The sequence below is a fragment of the Actinokineospora sp. UTMC 2448 genome (assembly GCF_024760565.1).
GTDB lineage: Bacteria > Actinomycetota > Actinomycetes > Mycobacteriales > Pseudonocardiaceae > Actinokineospora > Actinokineospora fastidiosa.
Window position 1 is genome coordinate 3,444,694 of sequence record NZ_CP031087.1, and the last position, 17,636, is coordinate 3,462,329.

Sequence of the window (17,636 nt, forward strand, 5' to 3'; positions counted from 1 at the left end):
CGACCCGGTTCGCGCAATGCGGGAACCGGCGGCCGGTCGCGCCGCCGAACGGCTCACGTGGGGCGGCTCGCCCACCGCGCCCGCGGGATCGCCGCGAGCAGGGACCGAGTGTAGGCCTCCGCCGGGTCGGTGAGCACGCGCTCGACCGGACCGGACTCCACCACCCGCCCCGCGCGCAGCACCACCACCCGGTCGGCCACCGTCCACGCCACCCCCAGGTCGTGGGTGATGACCAGCGCCGCCAGCCCCAGCCGGGCGCGCAGGCGCAGCAGCAGCGCCAGGATCTCCCCCCGCACCGACGCGTCGAGGGAGGCCACCGGCTCGTCGGCCACCAGCAGCCGCGGCGCCAGCGCCAGCGCCGCGGCGATCACCACGCGCTGGCGCTGCCCGCCGGAGAGCTCGTGCGGCAGCGCCGAGAGGTACCGCTCGGGCGGGCGCAGCTCGGCCTCGGCCAGCGCCGCGGCGGCGAGCGCGGCGTGGTCGCCGGGCACCCGGTGCACGCGCAGCCCCTCGGCGACGGCGTCGGCGACGCGGTGGCGGGGGTTGAGCGCGCTGGTGGGGTCCTGCGGCACCCACTGCACCTGCCTGCGGTGCTCGCGCAGCCCGCGGCCGCGGGCGGGCACGGCCCGCCCGTCGAGCAGGACCCGCCCGCCGTCGGGGCGGACCAGGCCGAGCACGGCGCGGGCGAGGGTCGTCTTGCCGGACCCGGACTGCCCGACCAGGGCGACGATCTCCCCGGCGCGCACGTCGAGGTCGGCGCCGTCGACGGCCACCGTGTCGCCGAAGCGCACCCGCAGCCCCTCCACGCGCAGCAGCTCGCCGCCGACGCGGTCGACGCCCGCGGGGGCGGGCTCGCCGGTGGTCGCGGGGGCGCGGCGGTGGCGGGGCTCGCCGACGGCGGGGAAGGCGGCCACCAGCGCCCGGGTGCGCGGGTGCGCGGGCTCGGCGACGACCCGCCCGGTCGGTCCGCTCTCCACCACGCGCCCGGCGTCCATGACCGCCAGCCGCCCGCACACCCGCGCCAGCACCGCCAGGTCGTGGCTGATCAGCAGCATGCCGATGCCGCGCTCGGCGACCACCCCGGAGAGCAGGTCCAGCACCTGGGCCTGCACGACGACGTCGAGGGCGGTGGTCGGCTCGTCGGCCACGATCAGCCGGGGCCCGCAGGCCAGCGCCATGGCGATCATGACCCGCTGCTTCTGCCCGCCGGAGAGCTCGTGCGGGTAGGCGCGGGCGCGCTCGGCGGGCAGCTCGACCTGGGAGAGCAGGTCGGCCACGCGGGCGCGCGCCTGCGCGGCGGTGACCGTCGGGTCGTGCAGGCGGATGGGCTCGGCGATCTGCTCGCCGACGCGGCGCACCGGGTTGAGCGCGTGCATCGCGCCCTGGAACACCACCGACGCCCGCGCCCACCGCAGCGCGCGCAGCCGCCCCCAGTTCAGCGTGGTGACGTCCTCGCCGTCGACGCTGATCTCGCCGCTGACCGCCGCGGTGCGGGGCAGCAGCCGCAACAGCGACAGCGCCACGGTCGACTTGCCGCACCCGGACTCGCCCGCCAGCCCGAGCGTCTCCCCGGCCTCGACGTCGAGGTCCACCCCGCGCACGGCGTGCTCGGACGGGTAGCGCACGTGCAGGTCGCGCACTCGCAGCAGGCTCATCGCGGCTCCCGCAGCCGCGGGTCGAGCACGGTCTCCAGCGCCCGCCCGCACACGGTGACCGCCAGCACCACCCCGGCGATCGCCAGCCCGGGCGGCACCAGGTACCACCACGCGCCCGCCGTGACCGCCCCGGTGCTCGACGCCGTGCGCAGCATCGCCCCCCACGACACCGCGGTCGGGTCGCCGAGGCCGAGGAACGCCAGCGTCGACTCCGCCACGATCGCCGTGCCCACCGCCAATGTCGTGTTGACCACCACCAGCGGCACCACCCCGGGCAGCACGTGCCGCACCACGACGTGCACGGTGCCGCCGCCGAGCGCGTGCGCCCGCTCGACGTAGGGCCGCGCCGCCACCGCCAGCGTCTGCGCCCGCACCAGCCGCGCCGCCCCCGGCCAGGACGTCAGCCCGATGGCCAGCACGATCGTGCCCACCCCGCGTTCCAGCACCGTGGACAGCGCGATCGCCAGCACCAGCGAGGGCAGCACGAGGAAGAAGTCGGTGAGCCGCATCAGCACCGCCGACACCCACGCGCCCGCCATCGCCGCCACCAACCCCACCAGCGTCCCGATCCCCACCGACAACACCGCCGCTGCCACCCCGACCAGCAGTGACACCCGCGCCCCCCACCAGGTCAGCAGCAGCACCGACCGCCCGTTCTCGTCGGTGCCCAGCCAGTACTCGCCACTGGGCGCCCCCAACCGCGGCCCGTCGACCCGCGTCACGTCCAACCCCGCCGGATCGGTGACCCACGGCGCCACCACCGCCAGCAGCGCCACCACCACCAACACCAACCCACCGACAACCCCGCCCCGCCTCACCGCGCACCCCCCGCGCGCACCACGACACAGCCACCCACCTGCCGGAACGCCACCACAAGAACCAGACCAACCCCGCCAGACCCACCGCGCCGAGACCGCGCCCGCACCGGGGGGAAAAGCCCCACCCACCCGGGGGCATGCCCCCACAACACAACGCTATCGAACACCCGTTCGGCGTGTCCATCGAATATTCCACGGCCGCGAAACGACCTGGTCACGGCGGTCGCGGCTGTCCCAACCGCCATGCCGCCCGCACCCATGCCCGTCCCGCCGCCCGCGCCCGCCAGGCCGCACCTGCCCGCCAAGCCCCAGCTGTCCGCCACGCGGCACCTGCCCGCCAAGCCCCAGCTGTCTGCCACGACGCACCTGTCCGTCATGACGCACGCACCCGCGGGTCCAGCACCCGGTACAGCAGGTCCGCCGCCAGGTTCGCCAGCACCACCGCCGCCGCCAGCACCAGGAACGTGCCCTGCAGCAGCGGCAGGTCCGGGCCGCGCAGCGCCTCGAAGGTCAGCAGGCCCAGGCCCGGCCAGGAGAACACCGTCTCCACCGTGATCGCCCCCGACACCACCAGCCCCAGGTGCAGGAACACCAGCGTCACCGTCGGCAGCAGCGCGTTGGGCACCGCGTGGCGGCGCAGCACCTGGTCCTCCCGCAGCCCCTTCGCCCGCGCCGTCAGCAGGTGCGGCGCCGACAGCTCCTCCACCAGCGACGCGCGCATCACCAGCTGGTACTGCGCGTACACCACCGCCACGAACGTGATCACCGGCAGCACCATGTGGTGGGCGGTGTCCACCGCCTGCGACCAGAAGTCCGGCGGCGTGTCCGGGTAGGTGATCCCCCCGGACGGGAACAGCCCGGACGTCCACGACAGCAGCAGCAGCCCCAGCCAGAACGTCGGCACCGACCACAGCCCCAGGGCCACCCCGGTCGCCGCCTTGTCGAAGCGGCCGCCGCGCCGCCACGCCGACCGCGTCCCCAGCCACAGCCCCAACGCCACCGCCAGCAGCGTGCCCGTGCCCACCAGCAGCAGCGTCGGCCCCACCCGCTCGGCGATCTTGTCGGCCACCGGCACCCGGAACGTGTACGACATGCCCAGGTCACCGCGCGCCAGATCGGCAAGATACGACCAGAACTGCTCGATCAGCGGCCGGTCCAGCCCGTAGGCGGCCTCCAGCTCGGCGATCTGCGCCGCGCTCACCGGACGCCCCCGCGTCATCGTCGTCACCGGGTCCCCCGGCAGCGCCCGGAACAGCAGGAACCCCAGCACCGCGATCAGCCCCAGGCTCAGCAGCGCCCCGCCGACCTTGCCCGCCACGTACCGGCCCAGACGGCGCCGCCGCGGCCGCTCGACCGCGACGACGACCGGCGCGTCGCTCACTCCCGCTCGTCCGCGCTCGCCGCGCGCCGCCGCGCCAGCCACCACCCGACCCCGGCCAGCAGCACCACCCCGCCGCCCACCGCGCCGAGCACCAGCCCGGTGTTGCCGCCCTCCTCGGCGCGCGCGATCGGGGTGGCCGAGTAGTAGCCCCAGTAGGACTGCTGGTTCATGATCGGCCCGCCCGGGTCGGGGGAGACCTGGAAGGCGGCGAAGCGGTCCGACCGCCACGCCTCCAGCATGTCGTCGTAGCCGAGGATCACCATCGGCGCCAGCTCGTGCAGCCGCTGCTGCATCCGCTTGACCAGCTCGGCGCGCCTGCCCCGGTCGAACTCGGCGACCTGCTGGGCGTAGAGGGCGTCGTAGGTCTCGTCGCACAGGAAGCTGTCGGGGGTCGCGCCCTTGCCGTCGGCGCCCGGCCGCGCCGCGCACGTCTGCAGCGACAGCACGTAGTCCGGGTCCGGGTTGGCCGACCAGCCGCTGTAGGCCAGGTCGAACGTGCCGCGTGTGGTCGCCTCGTTGACCTTGGTGTCCGACACCGCCTGCACCTGCACGGCGATGCCCAGCTCCCCCAGCCACCCCTTGATGTACGGGGCGGACTGCTCGTCGAAGTTGGTGCCCGCGTGCGCCAGCAGCCGCAACGCCAGCGGCCGCCCGCTGCGCGGGTCCACCCGCACCCCGTCGGGCCCGCGCGCGTACCCGGCCGCGTCGAGGTCGGCGTTGGCCCCGGCGATGTCGAACGGGCGCGAGGTCGACCAGTGGAAGTCGGCGAACACCGGCGGGATGTAGCCCGAGCCCGGCTCCCCGTACCCGCCCCACACCTTCTCCACCAGCGTGCGCGTGTCAATCGACTGGGCGATCGCGCGCCGCAGCACCGGGTCGCGCAGCGCAGGGTGGCCGTCGCCGATGGGGTTGCCCGCGCTGTCGGCGGCGCCGGGGTTCATCAGGATCTCGTTGAACCGCTTGCCCTTGGCCTTGTTGCGGGAGACGCCCGGCTCGTCGGCGAGCTCGTCGAACTGCGCGGGGGTGAGCCGGTTGACCAGGTCGACCTCGCCGTTGCGCAGCGCGGCCACCGCGGCGTCGGAGTTGCGGTAGTAGACGAAGTCCAGCCGGTCGATCCTCGGCCTGCCCCGCCAGTACCGGTCGTTGGCGACCAGCCGCGTGTACTGGCCCTCCTTGAACTCGGTGATCACGAACGGCCCGGACCCCACCATGGGGAACGTCGGCGGCGCGCCCGGGTCCAGGTCCGACCACACGTGCTCGGGCACGATCGGGACGTCCAGCGCCGTCATCGTCGCCTGCGGCGACCGCGTGCGCACCACCAGGGTGCGCTCGTCCTCGGCGGTCACCGACTCGAACAGCGCCACGAAGTTGCCGTTGGCGGTGCGCGCCGTCTCGTCGCGCATCATCAGGTCGAAGGTGAAGGCCGCGTCCCGCGCGGTGATCGGCCTCCCGTCGCTCCACACCGCGCCATCGCGCAGCGTGAACCGCCAGGTCAGCTTGTCCGCCGAGGGCTCCCACCGCTCGGCCAGCGCCGGGACCGGCGCCAGCGTCGCCGCGTCGTAGGTCGTCAGCTGCTCGAACGCCGTCCGCAGCACGTCGGTGCCCGTCCGGGTGATCGACAGGAACGGGTTGAGCGAGTCGATCTCCTGCGTCACCGCCACCCGCAGCGTCACGTCCCCGCGGGGCGCCTCCTCCTGGGCCTGGGCCACCGGCGCGAACCCGGCCACCGCCACCGCCGCCGCCACCACGATCCGCACGCGACCACCCCCATCCGAGTAGTTGGCAAGAAAGTAACCACCCCTGGTCAGTCCACGTCAACAATCCGCCCGCACCGGTACCGTGATGGCCGTGCGCATCCTGATCTCCGCCGACATGGAAGGCGCCACGGGCGTCACCGCCACCACCGACGTCGTCCCCGGCACCGAGGCCTGGCAGCGCTTCCGCCGTCTGCTCACCGCCGACGTCAACGCCTGCGTCGACGGCCTGCACACCGGCGGCGCCACCGACGTCCTCGTCAACGAGGCCCACTCCAGCCAGCGCAACCTGCTCATCGAGGACCTCGACCCCCGAGCCCGCCTGCTCACCGGCCGCCACAAACCCCTCTCGATGATGCAGGGCATCGACACCGGCGTCGACGGCGTCGTCTTCCTCGGCTACCACACCGGGGCAGGCGCCCCCGGCGTCCTCGCCCACACCTACCTGGAGAACTCCATCACCGAGGTCCGCCTCGACGGCGCCCCCGCCAGCGAAGGCCGCCTCAACGCCGCACTCGCCCACGAACACGGCGTCCCCGTCATCCTCGTCACCGGAGACGACCTCACCTGCGCCGAGGCCCCCGACTTCGGCGCCATCGCCGCCCCCGTCAAGACCTGCGTCAGCCGCTACGCCGCCATCTGCGACCCGCCCGCCGTCACCACCGCCCGCATCACCGACGCCGCCCGCCGCGCCATGACCCGCGCAGGCCGCCGAACCCCCACGACCGCACCCCACCGCGTCGAGGTCGACTTCGACGCCACCCACCTCGCCGACGCCGCCGCCGTCATCCCCACCGTCGACCTCACCGCACCCCGCACCGTCGCCTACACCGCCCCCACCATGACCGACGCCATGAAGACCTTCAAGATCGTCACCACCATCGCCGCCCGCGCCATCGACGGCCTCTACGGCTGACCGCTCACCCCGTCGCCCGCCACGCCGACGGCGCCACCGCCAACCGCTCCAGGAACTCCACCGCCCGCTGCGCGTCCAACAACGGCGGCCCCGACCGGTGCGCGTGCAGCGACCCGATCGACAACGCCGCCCGCACCTGCGCCCCCGACGCCCCTGGGAACATCCCCCACAGCAACGCCCCCGTCCCCGCCACCCACGCCGCCGCGATCCCGTTCCCCGACGCCGGACCCAACGGCCCCGGCACATCCTGACCCGGCGCCAACAACCCCCGCTGCGCGTCCTCGAACTCCACGAACCAGCTCAACCGCCCCGACACCGAACACGACGCCACCGGGATCACCCACCGATGCCCGGTCAACACCGGCGGCCCCGACCCCGCGGGCACCACCACCGGCACCCCCGCCGCCTCCGCCGAGTCCAACACCTCCGCCAACGCCCGCCGCTCCCGCTCCGTCCCGTCCGTCACCGGAGTCCCCACCAACAGCAACCGCACCCCCTCGGCCACCAACCCCGCCAACGCCACCGCCAACCCACCCGGCGTCGACCCCGCCGCCCCCGTCGGCCGCACCACCACCGGCGACAGCGGACACACCGCCAACGGCTCCGCCGACAACACCGCGGCCAACACCGACGCCTCCGACGGCTCGGCCACCAACCCCACCGCCACCTCCGGCGACCCCGCCCCACGCCGCCGCGCCCAGGACAACCGGACCAGGTCCAACAACGGCGAACGCAAGCGCGGCACGGACTTCAACCCCTCTCACCGTCCGCCGACATGCGCGCACTGTAACGGCGTTTACCCACCCCTGTACTCAGCCGAGTGAGTGATGCTCACCCCGCCGGTGATCACTCACAGTCGCCCACCCGAGTACTCCCGCACCGCCGCCCGGATCTCCCCCACATCCCGCCGGTACAACCGCGAATCCACCGGCAACCCCGGCCCCGACGCCACCGGCCACACATCCCGCCGATGCATCCCCCGCACCCCCTCCGTCTGCGGCGTCACCCCCGCCCGCACCCGGAACCGCACCGTCGGACCGTCCACCACCACCTCCCGCACCGTCTCCCACGGCAGGAACGCCGGACCCTGCGCCGTCGGCACCCACACCCCCTCCGCGTCCACCATCAACGGCGTCTCCCGCCGACGCCGCTGCGCCACGAAACCCGCCACCTTCGCCACCGGCACCACCAACCCGACCGCCACCACCGCCACGACAACGCCCACCGGAACCCCGAACACCGCCAACAACACCCCGACCACCACCACACCCACACCGGCGGCACCCCACGGCACCACCCGCCGCCGCCACGCCACCACATCAACATCGGCCACGAACCGCGCCCCGACGGCCGCCATCGCCACCCCTCCCCGACCGGCAATCCTGGCAGCGCACGCTACTTGACCAGCCGGTAACCAGGCACGCCGACGCGCCGGAAAAGAGCAACGGCCGGGCGCCGCTTCCTCGTCGACGCCCGGCCGCAGCCGCCGCACTCCCCACCGCCATCATGCCGCCACCCACCCACCCGACGCCAACACCAATATCACCCACACCGATTCGGCGCCACGCCGACGATCACGCACAGTGTTCGGCGACAACCACCCTCAACGCCCCTCACACGCGGCCGTCCCCGTCGACCCACCGACCGTCGCGTCCTCCGGCGCCTGCCCCGCCTCCGGCTCCGCGGGGACCACCCCGCCCAGGTCACCACCGCAATCATTCATCCGCAGCACGAACGGCCGCGTCGCCGTGTACCGCACTACCGACACCGACGCCGGATCCACCACGATCCGCTGAAACGAATCCAGATGCTGACCCAACGCGTCCGCCAGGATCGCCTTGATCACATCCCCATGACTGCACACCAACCACAACGCCCGCTCCCCGAACTCCGCCTCCACCCGCGCGTCATGCGCCCGCACCGCCGCCACCGCCCGCGCCTGCACCCCCGCCAACCCCTCACCGTCCGGGAACACCGCCGCCGACGGATGCCGCTGCACCACCTTCCACAACGGCTCCTCCACCAGATCCCGGATCGCCTTGCCCGTCCACGACCCGTAATCCACCTCCGCCAACCCCGGCTCCACCACCGGCGACAACCCCAACTCCGCCACCAACGGCGCCACCGTCTGCCCACACCGCGTCAACGGCGAGACCACCACCGACCGCACCGGCAACCCCGCCAACCGGCCCACCAACCCGGCCGCCTGCCGCTCCCCCGTCTCATCCAGCAACACACCCTCACTGCGCCCGGCCAACACCCCCGCGTTGTTCGCGGACGACCGGGCATGACGGAGCAGAACAACCGTGGCCACGGAACCGAGCCTAGGCCGCCCCGATCACGTCGGACTCACGACCCCGGTCGCCAGCAACGCGCACAACACCGCACCCAACGCGATCCGATACCAGACGAACACCATGTAGCTGTGCTTCGACACATACCGCAACAACCACGCCACACACGCATACCCCACCACGAACGACACCACCGTCGCCGCGATCGTCTGCGGGATGTCCGCCTGCAACCCCGGCCCGCTGCGGTCCATCACATCCGGGATGCTGAAGATCCCCGCCCCGAACACCGACGGGATCGCCAACAGGAACGCGTACCGCGTCGCGTCCTCCCGCCGCAAACCCAGGAACAACCCCGCCGTCAACGTCCCACCCGACCGCGACACCCCCGGCACCAGCGCCATCGCCTGCGCGAACCCCATCACCCAGCTGTCCTTCAACGTCAACCGCGTCCGCGCCTGCCTCCCCGTCTCATCGGCCACCGCCAGGATCGCCGCGAACACCATCAACACGATCGCCGTGATCCACAGGTTCCGCAGCCCACTGCGGATCTGCTCCTTGAACAACACCCCCAACACCGCGATCGGGATCGACCCGTAGATCACATACCAGGCCATCCTGTAATCCGGATCCGACCGCGCCGCCCGCGACACCAACCCGCGGAACCACGCCTTCAGCAGCCGCCAGATGTCCTTCGCGAAATAGATCACCACCGCGGCCTCGGTGCCCAACTGGATCACCGCCGTGAACGACGCCCCCGCGTCCTCCCCGAACCACAGCTCGGAGACGATCCGGATATGCGCCGACGACGAGATCGGCAAGAACTCCGTCAGACCCTGGACAAGACCGAGCACCAGGGCTTCAAACCAGGTCAAGAACCGACTCCCGCGAGATCGAGTGCTTCCGCGGCCACCCGCAGGGCCGCCAGGCTTCGCTCAAGATCTTGCAGGATGGGCGACACCGTCAGTGTGGTGACCCCCGACTCGGCCAGGGCCTGCATCCTCTCCGCGATCCGCTCCTTCGGCCCCAACAGCGACGTCTGGTCCACGAACCCCACCGGCACCGCCGCCGCGGCCCCCGCGTAATCCCGCGCCAGGTACAGATCCTGCACCCGCGCCGCCTCCGCCTCGAACCCCATCCGACACGCCAGGTTGTTGTAGAAGTTCTGCTCCCGACTCCCCATCCCACCCACATACAGCGCCGCATACGGCCGCACCGTGTCCGCCGCCGCCTCCCAGTCGTCCTGCACCACCAACGGCACCGTCGGCACCACGTCGAACCCCTCCAGCGACCTGCCCACCTTCGCCCGACCCGCCGCGATCCGCGCCAACGACTCCCGCCCGTGCTCCGGCGAGTAGAAGATCGCCAACCAGCCGTCCGCGATCTCCCCCGTCAACTCCAGGTTCTTCGGCCCGATCGAGGCCAGATACACCGGGATCTCCTCCCGCACCGGATGCACCGTCAACTTCAACGGCTTCCCCGGACCCTCCGGCAGCGGCAGCGTGAAATGCCTCCCCTGGTAACTCACCCGCTCCCGCCGCAGCGCCGACCGCACGATCTCCACATACTCCCGCGTCCTGGCCAGCGGCTTGTCGAACCTCACCCCATACCAACCCTCCGACACCTGCGGCCCCGACACCCCCAACCCCAACCGGAACCGCCCACCCGACAACGCGTCCAACGTCGCCGCCGTCATCGCCGCCATCGTCGGCCGCCGCGCCGGGATCTGCAGGATCGCGCTCCCCACATCGATCCGCTCCGTCTGCGCCGCCACCCACGCCAACACCGTCGGCGCGTCCGACCCGTACGCCTCGGCCACCCACGCCACCGAGAACCCCAACCGATCGGCCTCCCTGGCCAACGCCAGATTCGCCGCGTCGTTGCCCGCACCCCAATAACCCATGTTCAGTCCGAGTCGCACCCGCCCGACATTACCCCCCAGTAGACCTTGACCGGAGTGGCGCTCCCCCTCCCCACGCCCCCCGCCGCCTAGGCTTGGCCGCCGTGGAGCAACGACACCTCGGCCGCAGCGGCCTGCGGGTCTCCCGACTCGCCCTCGGCACCATGACCTGGGGCCGCGACACCGACGCCGAGGCCGCGGCCGCCCAACTCGCCGCCTTCACCGAAGCAGGCGGCACCCTCGTCGACACCGCCGACGTCTATGCAGACGGCGACACCGAACGCCTCATCGGCGCCCTCATCGACGACATCGTCCCCCGCGACCACATCGTCCTCGCCACCAAGGCCGTCGCCCGCCGCCACGACGGCCCCTTCGGCGGCGGCGCCTCCCGAGGCGCCCTCCTCGCCGCCCTCGAGGCCTCCCTCACCCGCCTCGACACCGACCACGTCGACCTCTGGCAACTCCACGCCTGGGACGCCCTCACCCCACTCGAGGAAACCCTCTGCGCCGTCGACGCCGCCGTCCGCAGCGGCAAGGTCCGCTACGCGGGCATCTCCAACTACAGCGGCTGGCAGACCGCCACCGCAGCCACCCGCCAGGCCCACACCCCCGGCGCCGCACCCCTGGTCAGCACCCAGGTCGAATACTCCCTGCTCGAACGCGGCATCGAACGCGAGGTCGCCCCCGCCGCCGCCCACCACGGCATCGGCATCCTCGCCTGGGCCCCCCTCGGCCGAGGCGTCCTCACCGGCAAATACCGAACCAACACCCCCGCCGACTCCCGAGGCGCCTCCCCCCAGTGGGGCAACTACATCGAACAACACCGCACCGACCGAGCCGCCCGCATCGTCCAGGCCGTAGCCACCGCAGCCGACGGCCTAGGCACCTCCCCCCTGGCAGTAGCCCTCGCCTGGGTCCGCGACCGCCCCGGCGTCACCGCCCCCGTCGTCGGCGCCCGCGACGCCGCCCAACTCCGCGGCTCCCTGGCCGCCGAATCCCTCATCCTCCCCCCAGAAATCCGCGCCGCCCTGGACGACGTCAGCAAGCCAGACCTCGCCTACCCAGAACGCCACCTCGACTGACGACCACAAGCCCACCACCACCACCACCACCACCAACACCGCAGTCCCGTCGATCACGGCAGTCCCGTCGATCACGCAGTCCCGTGAACCACGGCAGTCCCGTCAACCACCGAGAGACACGCCGACCACCGGAGGCACGCACCTCAGCCGCCCACCCACGGCAGCCAACCACCACGGCAGCTGCCCACCCTGGCGGCCAGCCACTACGGCAGCTGCCCACCTCGGCCGACGCAGCAGCTCTGCCAGCGATGTCGCTGCCCCCATGCGCGAGCAGCCCTGCTCCCGATGCGTGAGCGGCCCTGCCGTCTCCTCCCGTCCGCTCGTAGCCCCCCTGCCCTCCCCACCCAAGCCGACCGCCACAGCGGGCAGGTCCGGTACGTCCCCCACACCACCCTCGCGCCTCTCAGCTACCTCTCTCCCAGCCCCCACGTCCCGTGCTTCTCACACCCACCCATGCCCAGCCCGACCACCCATCGGCCGTCCCCGACCCTCCCCAACTCCTCGTCGCTACGGACGCCAGCCCGGTCCCAACGACGAACCGTTCCCACCTCCCGTTCTCGTGTCCTCGGCCCAAAGCCCAGATCCACCGGCCTCAGCTCGTCACGCGCCCTGCTGCCTGCCCCCTTCTCTATGCGTTTTTCTTTGTATTGAGGTCTGTCTCGCAGCTGGTCTCCCCGGCGTCGTGTCATCATCCACTACCTTGATAGTGATTAGTGAATAGTGAAATGCAGCTCGGCGAGGGGCGCAGGTGCGCTAGCTACCGCACCTCGATTGAGGAAGACGCGAGATAACGATCAGTCAACGTCTGATGACGCGAAGTAGCCCTGGACCTCAGCCCGGAACATCAACCGCAGCGACGACGCCAGCAAGGCCCCGGAAACCCCCACGAGCGCCAACACCACCACCCCGTCGATAACCGCGATCGACAGAAACAGCGACGCGAATGCGCTCGCCCCGACCGCGGGCCTCGCCCAATCCCGGCCAGCCCGCAACGCGTGGGTGAATGCCATCGTCAACAACACCGCGATGGCGAAGAACGTCGGATCCGCCCCCGCATGGACCGCGACCGCCACGGTCAGCGCTGCCTGGACCAGCAGCAAGACCGCCGCCGCCCGGACCGCGGCCGGGGGCTGGACCGGCCGGGGGTCACCGAAGATCGGCAGGTGCATAGGATCGATCGCCATTGATTCCTCCCGCACTCGTGCCCGGTTATTCGACCCGACCCCACCCGCCGTTACAAACGCGCAACCATCGGCCGGGTGGGCGACACGGACCACATGGACGTGGCTTGCCGAGGTCCGGTGCGGGATGCTGGGGGACAGCCCGTTCAGCCCAATCCCGTCGGAGGAGTTCGTTGCGCCTTCCGGTCGCCGCCGTGGCCACTGCCGTCCTGCTCGCCGGATGCTCGAGCGGGCAGCCGCAAGACGAGCTGATGGTCACCACCGACCCGGTGGCCGCCACGGCCGCCCGCTCCCCCGCCCCGACGGCCGAGCCCGCGGGCCGGGTCCTGCCCGCCGAGGCGGCGAGCGCCGTCGCCGTCACCGGCGGCACCCTCGCCGTCGCCACGGACACCGGCGTTGACCTCTACGACCTCGCCGCGCTCGACAAGGCCCCCCGCTCCGTCGCGCTCCCCGGCCCCGTCGAGACCCTGACCGTCGACGGCGCCGACCTCCTGGCCGCTGTGCCCACGAAGAACCAGGTCGTGCGCGTCGACACCGCGTCCGCGGCCACGTCCGAGGTCGGCGTCCAGGGCGCGCCCGCCGCCGCGACGCCGTTCGCCGACGGCACGATCGTCGCGGTCCGCGAGAGCAAGGGCGTCGCCGTGCTGACCGACGGCACGGTCACCAAGAACTTCAGCGGCGGCCTGCTCAGCGCCGACCGCGTCTTCGCCACCGGCGACCACGCCGTGGTGCTCGACCACCTGCGCAACGCGGTGTTCCGGCTGGACATGGCCAAGGGCTCGGTCGAGGAAGGACTGCGCGCGGGCGAGGGCGCGACGAACGGCGTCGTCGACCGGTTCGGCCGGGTCCTGGTCGTCGACACCCGGGGCAACTCGCTGCTCGCGTTCGGCCTCGACCCGCTGCTGCTGCGCCAGCGCTACCCCGTGCCCGGCGCGCCGTACGGGATCGCCTACGACGCCGAGCGCGATCTCGCCTGGGTGACGCTCACCGCGACCAACGAGGTGGTCGGCTTCGACGTCGCGGGCGGCGAGCCCGAGGAGCGGTTCAGGTTCCCCACCGTCGGCCAGCCGAACTCGGTGGCCGTCGACCCCGCGGACGGCCGCGTCGTCGTGGCGTCCGCGAACGGAGGAGGTGTCCAGGTGATCGCACCATGACCGAGGGAGTGATCGACGGCGACTGGGAGTACCGGCCGCTGCGGCTGCCGCCCCAGGTCTCGCGGCTGACGGCGGCCACGCAGCTGGCCATCCACGCGGAGTTCTCCGGTTGGGAGCTGTCCAACGTGCGGCTGTACGCGGACGGCACCCGCAAGGTGTGGCTGCGGCGCAGGCGGCGGCCCGGGGTCGTATCCGGCGTCATCACCTAGCCGGAAGGTTGGCGACGCCCTCCCACACCGCGCGCGAGCCCGCCTCGCCGACGCGGAACACGTGCACGGCCGCCGCCGCAGACAGCCCGACGGCCAGGACGGCGGTCACCGCCAGGATGACGCGCGCGCGGGCGGAGGGCCCGCCATCGGCGCGCTGGGCGGACTGGTTGACGGTGTGGGCGACCATCAGCCCGAGGACGGCCAGCAGCTGCGGGACGACGAAGTAGATGAGCTGCTCGCCCAGCTGCTGGTGGGCGACGATCAGCGGGTTCTCCGGGAGCCTGCGCTGCAGCAGCTCGCCGCTCTCCGCGGCGATGGGCGTGAGCGCGGTGCCCACCGCGACCGTCCCGGCGACCAGCCACCCGACTCTGCGCCGGGCCGCGGGCCACGCGGCGATCAGGATCGTGCCCAGCGCGCCCAGCGGCACGAACACGACGACCGCGTGGATCATCAGCACGTGCAGGGGCAGTCCGTTCACGAACTCGGGCATGCACACCTCCGGTTAGGCCTCGTCCCAGATGGTGAGTCTCCCGAAACCACGCTTCGGTTCCCCCACGGGTTCACCATGTTTCCCCCACTTTGCGCAAGGCGGCGTGCACCAGGCCGACCAATCGGGGCAGTACCTGCGGCGCGCCCTCCAGCGGCAGCATGTGCCCGAGCCCGGGCAGCACGACCGCGGCGCCGTCGTGGGCGGACCCGGCGAGCGCGTCGGCGTGGGCCGCGGGGACGAGGCGGTCGCGGTCGCCGACCATGGCGAGCACGGGCACGTCGGCGGCGACGGCGAGCGCGGCCTCCCGGTCGTAGCGGTCGAGGCCGGGGCGGAAGAGGGCGACCGTGTCGGGCCAGTGCGCGCTGACCATGTCGGCGACCAGGCGCATGTCGTCCGGGTCGGGGTCGTCGCCGAGGAGTAGCCAGCGCAGCCCGACGGCCATCGCCTTGCGGCTGACCCGGTCGACGCTGCCGCCGAGGATGCCGCGCAGGTCCTGCACCACGCGGCCGACCGAGTGCGGGACGGCCGCGGACGTGTCGCACAGCCTGCTCGCGCTGGTGGCCAGGAACGCCAGCCCGGCGACCCTGCGGGTGAACAGGTCGACGTGGCGGACGGTGAGCGACATCAGCGCGAGCCCGCCCATGCCGTGGCCAGCGAGCACGACGTGCCCGCTGGCCTGGTCGGCGATCAGCTCCGCGAGGTCGTCGCCGAGCTGTTCGACGGTCGCGGTCTCGGGCGTGGCAGCCGTGGAGCGGCCGTGCCCGCGGTGGTCGTAGGCCAGGACGCGGACGGGCTGCTCGGTGGCGTGCGGGAGGGTGTCGATGATCTTGTGCCAGACGCGGTGGTCCTGGGCGTAGCTGTGCGCGAGCACCACCGTGACCTCGGCGGCGGGGTCTCCCGCTGCGGCGACGGCGAGCTCGGCCCCGTCACCCAGGACGACCCGCATGGCTCGCATCCTGGCACGGTCAGCAATTGCGCAGAAACCGGTCCAGCACCCGGGTGCCGAACTGCAGCGCGTCGACGGGGACGCGCTCGTCCACACCGTGGAACAGGGCGGTGAAGTCCAGGTCGGCGGGGAGCTTGAGCGGGGCGAAGCCGAAGCAGCGCATCCCGAGTGAGCTGAACGCCTTGGCGTCGGTGCCGCCGGAGAGCATGTAGGGCACGGCGCGGGCGCCCGGGTCCTCCGCGGCGATCGCGTCGGTCATGGCGTCGACCAGCGCGCCGTCGAAGGTGGTCTCCACCGGGGGGAGCTTGCTGATCCACTCGCGCTCGACGTCCGGGCCGAGGATCTCGGCGAGTTCGCGCTCGAAGGCCTCCTCGCGGCCGGGCAGCACCCGGCAGTCGACGACGGCCTCGGCGACGGAGGGGATGACGTTGGCCTTGTACCCGGCGGTGAGCATGGTGGGGTTGGCGGTGTCACGCAGGGTGGCGCCGATCATGCGGGCCACGGTGCCGATCTTGCCGACGGTCCCGTCGAGGTCGTCCTCGTCGAACTCCAGCCCGGTCAGCTCGCTCATGGCGGCGAGGAACTCGCGGACGGACTCGGTCAGCACGAGCGGGAACCGGTGCGTGCCCAGCTTGGCGACGGCCTCGGTGAGCTTCGTCACGGCGTTGTCCTCGTGGACCATCGACCCGTGGCCCGCGCGGCCCCGGGTCCGCAGCTTCATCCAGGCGATGCCCTTCTCGGCGGTCTCGATCAGGTAGGCGCGCACGCCGTCCTTGACGGTGATCGAGAACCCGCCGACCTCGCTGATGGCGTCAGTCGCGCCCTCGAACAGGTCGGGCCGGTTCCGCACGAGCCACTGCGAGCCGTAGTCGCCCGCCGCCTCCTCGTCGGCGAGGAACGCGAAGATGATGTCCCGCGGCGGCACGATCCCGTCCCGCTTGAACCGGCGCGCGGTCGCCAGCGTCATCCCCAGCATGTCCTTCATGTCGACCGCGCCCCGCCCCCAGACGTAGCCGTCCTGCACGGCGCCACTGAAGGGGTGCACAGACCACTCGGACGGGTCCGCGGGCACGACGTCGAGGTGCCCGTGCACGAGCAGGGCGCCCCGGGAGGGATCGGCCCCCTCGAGCCGCGCGAAGACGTTCCCCCGCCCCTTGGCCCCCGACTCGACGTAGGTGGTCTCATACCCCACCTCAGCCAACTTCTCCGCGACGTACTCCGCCGCCTCCCGCTCCCCCACCACGGTCGCCGGATCCCCGGTGTTCGTGGTGTCGATGCGGATAAGTTCGCTGGTCAAACCCACAACCTCAGCCTCGGCGACAGCCAGGCCGCCCATCTCCTGCTCGCTCACACCGCCCTTCCTACCACCCCCCACACCCCCAAGCCCCACCCGATTTGGGCGCCCGGGGGACGATCAGTTAAGGTATGTCCACACCACGCGGGAGGCCCAGGCTCCCCCGCACGTCCGGGTGGCGGAATGGCAGACGCGCTAGCTTGAGGTGCTAGTCCCCGTTAAGGGGGTGGGGGTTCAAGTCCCCCCTCGGACACCACTTCAGCTGGGATTCCAGCTGCGGGAGCTCCACGGAGAGTCACATCGACTACTCTCCGTGGAGCTTTTGGCGTTCGCGGGCACGGATCTCTGCAGTTAGGAGTACTCACTGCTGCCCTACACACGTAGACGTGTGGCCTGTCTCCGCGGAATCGGCTGGGATCCCAGCCTGGGCGGTCTGGTGGTGACACGGTGACGGACGGTCCTGTTCCCTTGTTCGTTCCACCCGCGAGTAGACCCCGGTCGAGGCTTCCAGCGTCCCCACCTGCGGCCCTGCCGAGCGCCCACGACGATCACGGCCTCCTGCTGG

General features: G+C 72.4%; 17 protein-coding genes and 1 tRNA gene. 5 read left to right on the forward strand and 13 right to left on the reverse strand.

Annotated features, from left to right (window positions below):
• Positions 1 to 53: 53 nt before the first annotated feature.
• From nikE to Actkin_RS15765, 4 genes are all read right to left on the reverse strand, one after another.
• Entirely contained in the window at positions 54 to 1,655 is a 1,602-nt protein-coding gene (gene nikE / locus Actkin_RS15750) for a nickel ABC transporter ATP-binding protein NikE (protein WP_258907777.1), read from the reverse strand.
• A complete protein-coding gene (locus Actkin_RS15755; RefSeq protein WP_258907938.1) occupies positions 1,652 to 2,503 on the reverse strand; it encodes an ABC transporter permease in 852 nt (283 codons plus the stop codon). Before Actkin_RS15755 ends, nikE begins: the two co-directional genes overlap by 4 nt.
• A gap of 343 nt (positions 2,504 to 2,846) precedes the next feature.
• Positions 2,847 to 3,854 carry an ABC transporter permease gene (locus Actkin_RS15760; protein WP_189210266.1) on the reverse strand — a complete coding sequence of 336 codons (1,008 nt, stop codon included), beginning with the start codon at positions 3,852 to 3,854 and terminating at the stop codon, positions 2,847 to 2,849.
• Positions 3,851 to 5,611, reverse strand: a complete 1,761-nt coding sequence (locus tag Actkin_RS15765; RefSeq protein WP_258907778.1) for an ABC transporter substrate-binding protein — start codon at positions 5,609 to 5,611, stop codon at positions 3,851 to 3,853. The genes Actkin_RS15760 and Actkin_RS15765 overlap by 4 nt, the downstream gene beginning before the upstream one ends.
• A 91-nt stretch (positions 5,612 to 5,702) precedes the next feature.
• On the opposite strand from Actkin_RS15765, the gene Actkin_RS15770 reads away from it, so the two are divergent.
• Entirely contained in the window at positions 5,703 to 6,524 is an 822-nt protein-coding gene (locus Actkin_RS15770) for a M55 family metallopeptidase (RefSeq protein WP_189210267.1), read from the forward strand.
• A gap of 4 nt (positions 6,525 to 6,528) precedes the next feature.
• Here Actkin_RS15770 and Actkin_RS15775 read toward each other — a convergent pair whose 3' ends face one another.
• The 5 genes from Actkin_RS15775 to Actkin_RS15795 form a co-directional block, all read right to left on the reverse strand.
• Positions 6,529 to 7,269, reverse strand: a complete 741-nt coding sequence (locus tag Actkin_RS15775; protein WP_258907779.1) for a S8/S53 family peptidase — start codon at positions 7,267 to 7,269, stop codon at positions 6,529 to 6,531.
• 105 nt (positions 7,270 to 7,374) lie between these two features.
• The gene (locus Actkin_RS15780) at positions 7,375 to 7,881 is read right to left on the reverse strand and encodes a hypothetical protein (RefSeq protein ID WP_258907780.1); all 507 of its coding nucleotides are present in this window, start codon (positions 7,879 to 7,881) and stop codon (positions 7,375 to 7,377) included.
• A gap of 246 nt (positions 7,882 to 8,127) precedes the next feature.
• On the reverse strand, positions 8,128 to 8,838 hold the full coding sequence (locus Actkin_RS15785) for an Rv2135c family putative phosphatase (RefSeq protein WP_258907781.1): 711 nt from the start codon (positions 8,836 to 8,838) through the stop codon (positions 8,128 to 8,130).
• Between the two features lie 24 nt (positions 8,839 to 8,862).
• On the reverse strand, positions 8,863 to 9,690 hold the full coding sequence (locus tag Actkin_RS15790) for an undecaprenyl-diphosphate phosphatase (RefSeq protein WP_189210271.1): 828 nt from the start codon (positions 9,688 to 9,690) through the stop codon (positions 8,863 to 8,865).
• Positions 9,687 to 10,736 (reverse strand): LLM class F420-dependent oxidoreductase, encoded by a 1,050-nt coding sequence (locus tag Actkin_RS15795; RefSeq protein WP_258907782.1) that lies wholly within the window; start codon positions 10,734 to 10,736, stop codon positions 9,687 to 9,689. The genes Actkin_RS15790 and Actkin_RS15795 overlap by 4 nt, the downstream gene beginning before the upstream one ends.
• 83 nt (positions 10,737 to 10,819) lie before the next feature.
• Between Actkin_RS15795 and Actkin_RS15800 the strand changes: the two genes are divergently transcribed.
• Entirely contained in the window at positions 10,820 to 11,797 is a 978-nt protein-coding gene (locus tag Actkin_RS15800; RefSeq protein ID WP_258907783.1) for an aldo/keto reductase, read from the forward strand.
• A gap of 794 nt (positions 11,798 to 12,591) precedes the next feature.
• Here the strand turns inward: Actkin_RS15800 and Actkin_RS15805 are convergent.
• Positions 12,592 to 12,981: a hypothetical protein gene (locus Actkin_RS15805; RefSeq protein WP_258907784.1), complete on the reverse strand. Its 390-nt coding sequence runs from the start codon at positions 12,979 to 12,981 to the stop codon at positions 12,592 to 12,594.
• 191 nt (positions 12,982 to 13,172) lie between these two features.
• Between Actkin_RS15805 and Actkin_RS15810 the strand changes: the two genes are divergently transcribed.
• Entirely contained in the window at positions 13,173 to 14,132 is a 960-nt protein-coding gene (locus tag Actkin_RS15810) for a YncE family protein (RefSeq protein WP_258907785.1), read from the forward strand.
• Complete coding sequence (locus tag Actkin_RS15815; protein ID WP_189210276.1) at positions 14,129 to 14,341, forward strand: DUF5703 family protein; 213 nt, start codon at positions 14,129 to 14,131, stop codon at positions 14,339 to 14,341. Before Actkin_RS15810 ends, Actkin_RS15815 begins: the two co-directional genes overlap by 4 nt.
• Here the strand turns inward: Actkin_RS15815 and Actkin_RS15820 are convergent.
• The 3 genes from Actkin_RS15820 to Actkin_RS15830 all read right to left on the reverse strand — a co-directional run bounded on the left by Actkin_RS15820 (position 14,334) and on the right by Actkin_RS15830 (position 17,113).
• Entirely contained in the window at positions 14,334 to 14,831 is a 498-nt protein-coding gene (locus tag Actkin_RS15820; RefSeq protein WP_189210277.1) for a DUF2231 domain-containing protein, read from the reverse strand. The genes Actkin_RS15815 and Actkin_RS15820 overlap by 8 nt on opposite strands.
• Before the next feature lie 70 nt (positions 14,832 to 14,901).
• Positions 14,902 to 15,777 carry an alpha/beta fold hydrolase gene (locus Actkin_RS15825; RefSeq protein WP_229786794.1) on the reverse strand — a complete coding sequence of 292 codons (876 nt, stop codon included), beginning with the start codon at positions 15,775 to 15,777 and terminating at the stop codon, positions 14,902 to 14,904.
• 19 nt (positions 15,778 to 15,796) lie between these two features.
• Positions 15,797 to 17,113 (reverse strand): M20/M25/M40 family metallo-hydrolase, encoded by a 1,317-nt coding sequence (locus Actkin_RS15830; protein ID WP_189211712.1) that lies wholly within the window; start codon positions 17,111 to 17,113, stop codon positions 15,797 to 15,799.
• Positions 17,114 to 17,240: 127 nt separating this feature from the next.
• Between Actkin_RS15830 and Actkin_RS15835 the strand changes: the two genes are divergently transcribed.
• Positions 17,241 to 17,327, forward strand: a tRNA-Leu gene (locus Actkin_RS15835).
• Positions 17,328 to 17,636 lie beyond the last annotated feature (309 nt).

Coding starts and splice junctions, on each gene's coding strand:
- Actkin_RS15815 (WP_189210276.1), top strand. CDS start 14,129: ATGACCGAGGGAGTGATCGACGGCGACTGGGAGTACCGGCCGCTGCGG.
- nikE (WP_258907777.1), bottom strand. CDS start 1,655: ATGAGCCTGCTGCGAGTGCGCGACCTGCACGTGCGCTACCCGTCCGAG.
- Actkin_RS15820 (WP_189210277.1), bottom strand. CDS start 14,831: ATGCCCGAGTTCGTGAACGGACTGCCCCTGCACGTGCTGATGATCCAC.
- Actkin_RS15780 (WP_258907780.1), bottom strand. CDS start 7,881: ATGGCGGCCGTCGGGGCGCGGTTCGTGGCCGATGTTGATGTGGTGGCG.
- Actkin_RS15825 (WP_229786794.1), bottom strand. CDS start 15,777: ATGCGGGTCGTCCTGGGTGACGGGGCCGAGCTCGCCGTCGCCGCAGCG.
- Actkin_RS15805 (WP_258907784.1), bottom strand. CDS start 12,981: ATGGCGATCGATCCTATGCACCTGCCGATCTTCGGTGACCCCCGGCCG.
- Actkin_RS15830 (WP_189211712.1), bottom strand. CDS start 17,113: ATGGGCGGCCTGGCTGTCGCCGAGGCTGAGGTTGTGGGTTTGACCAGC.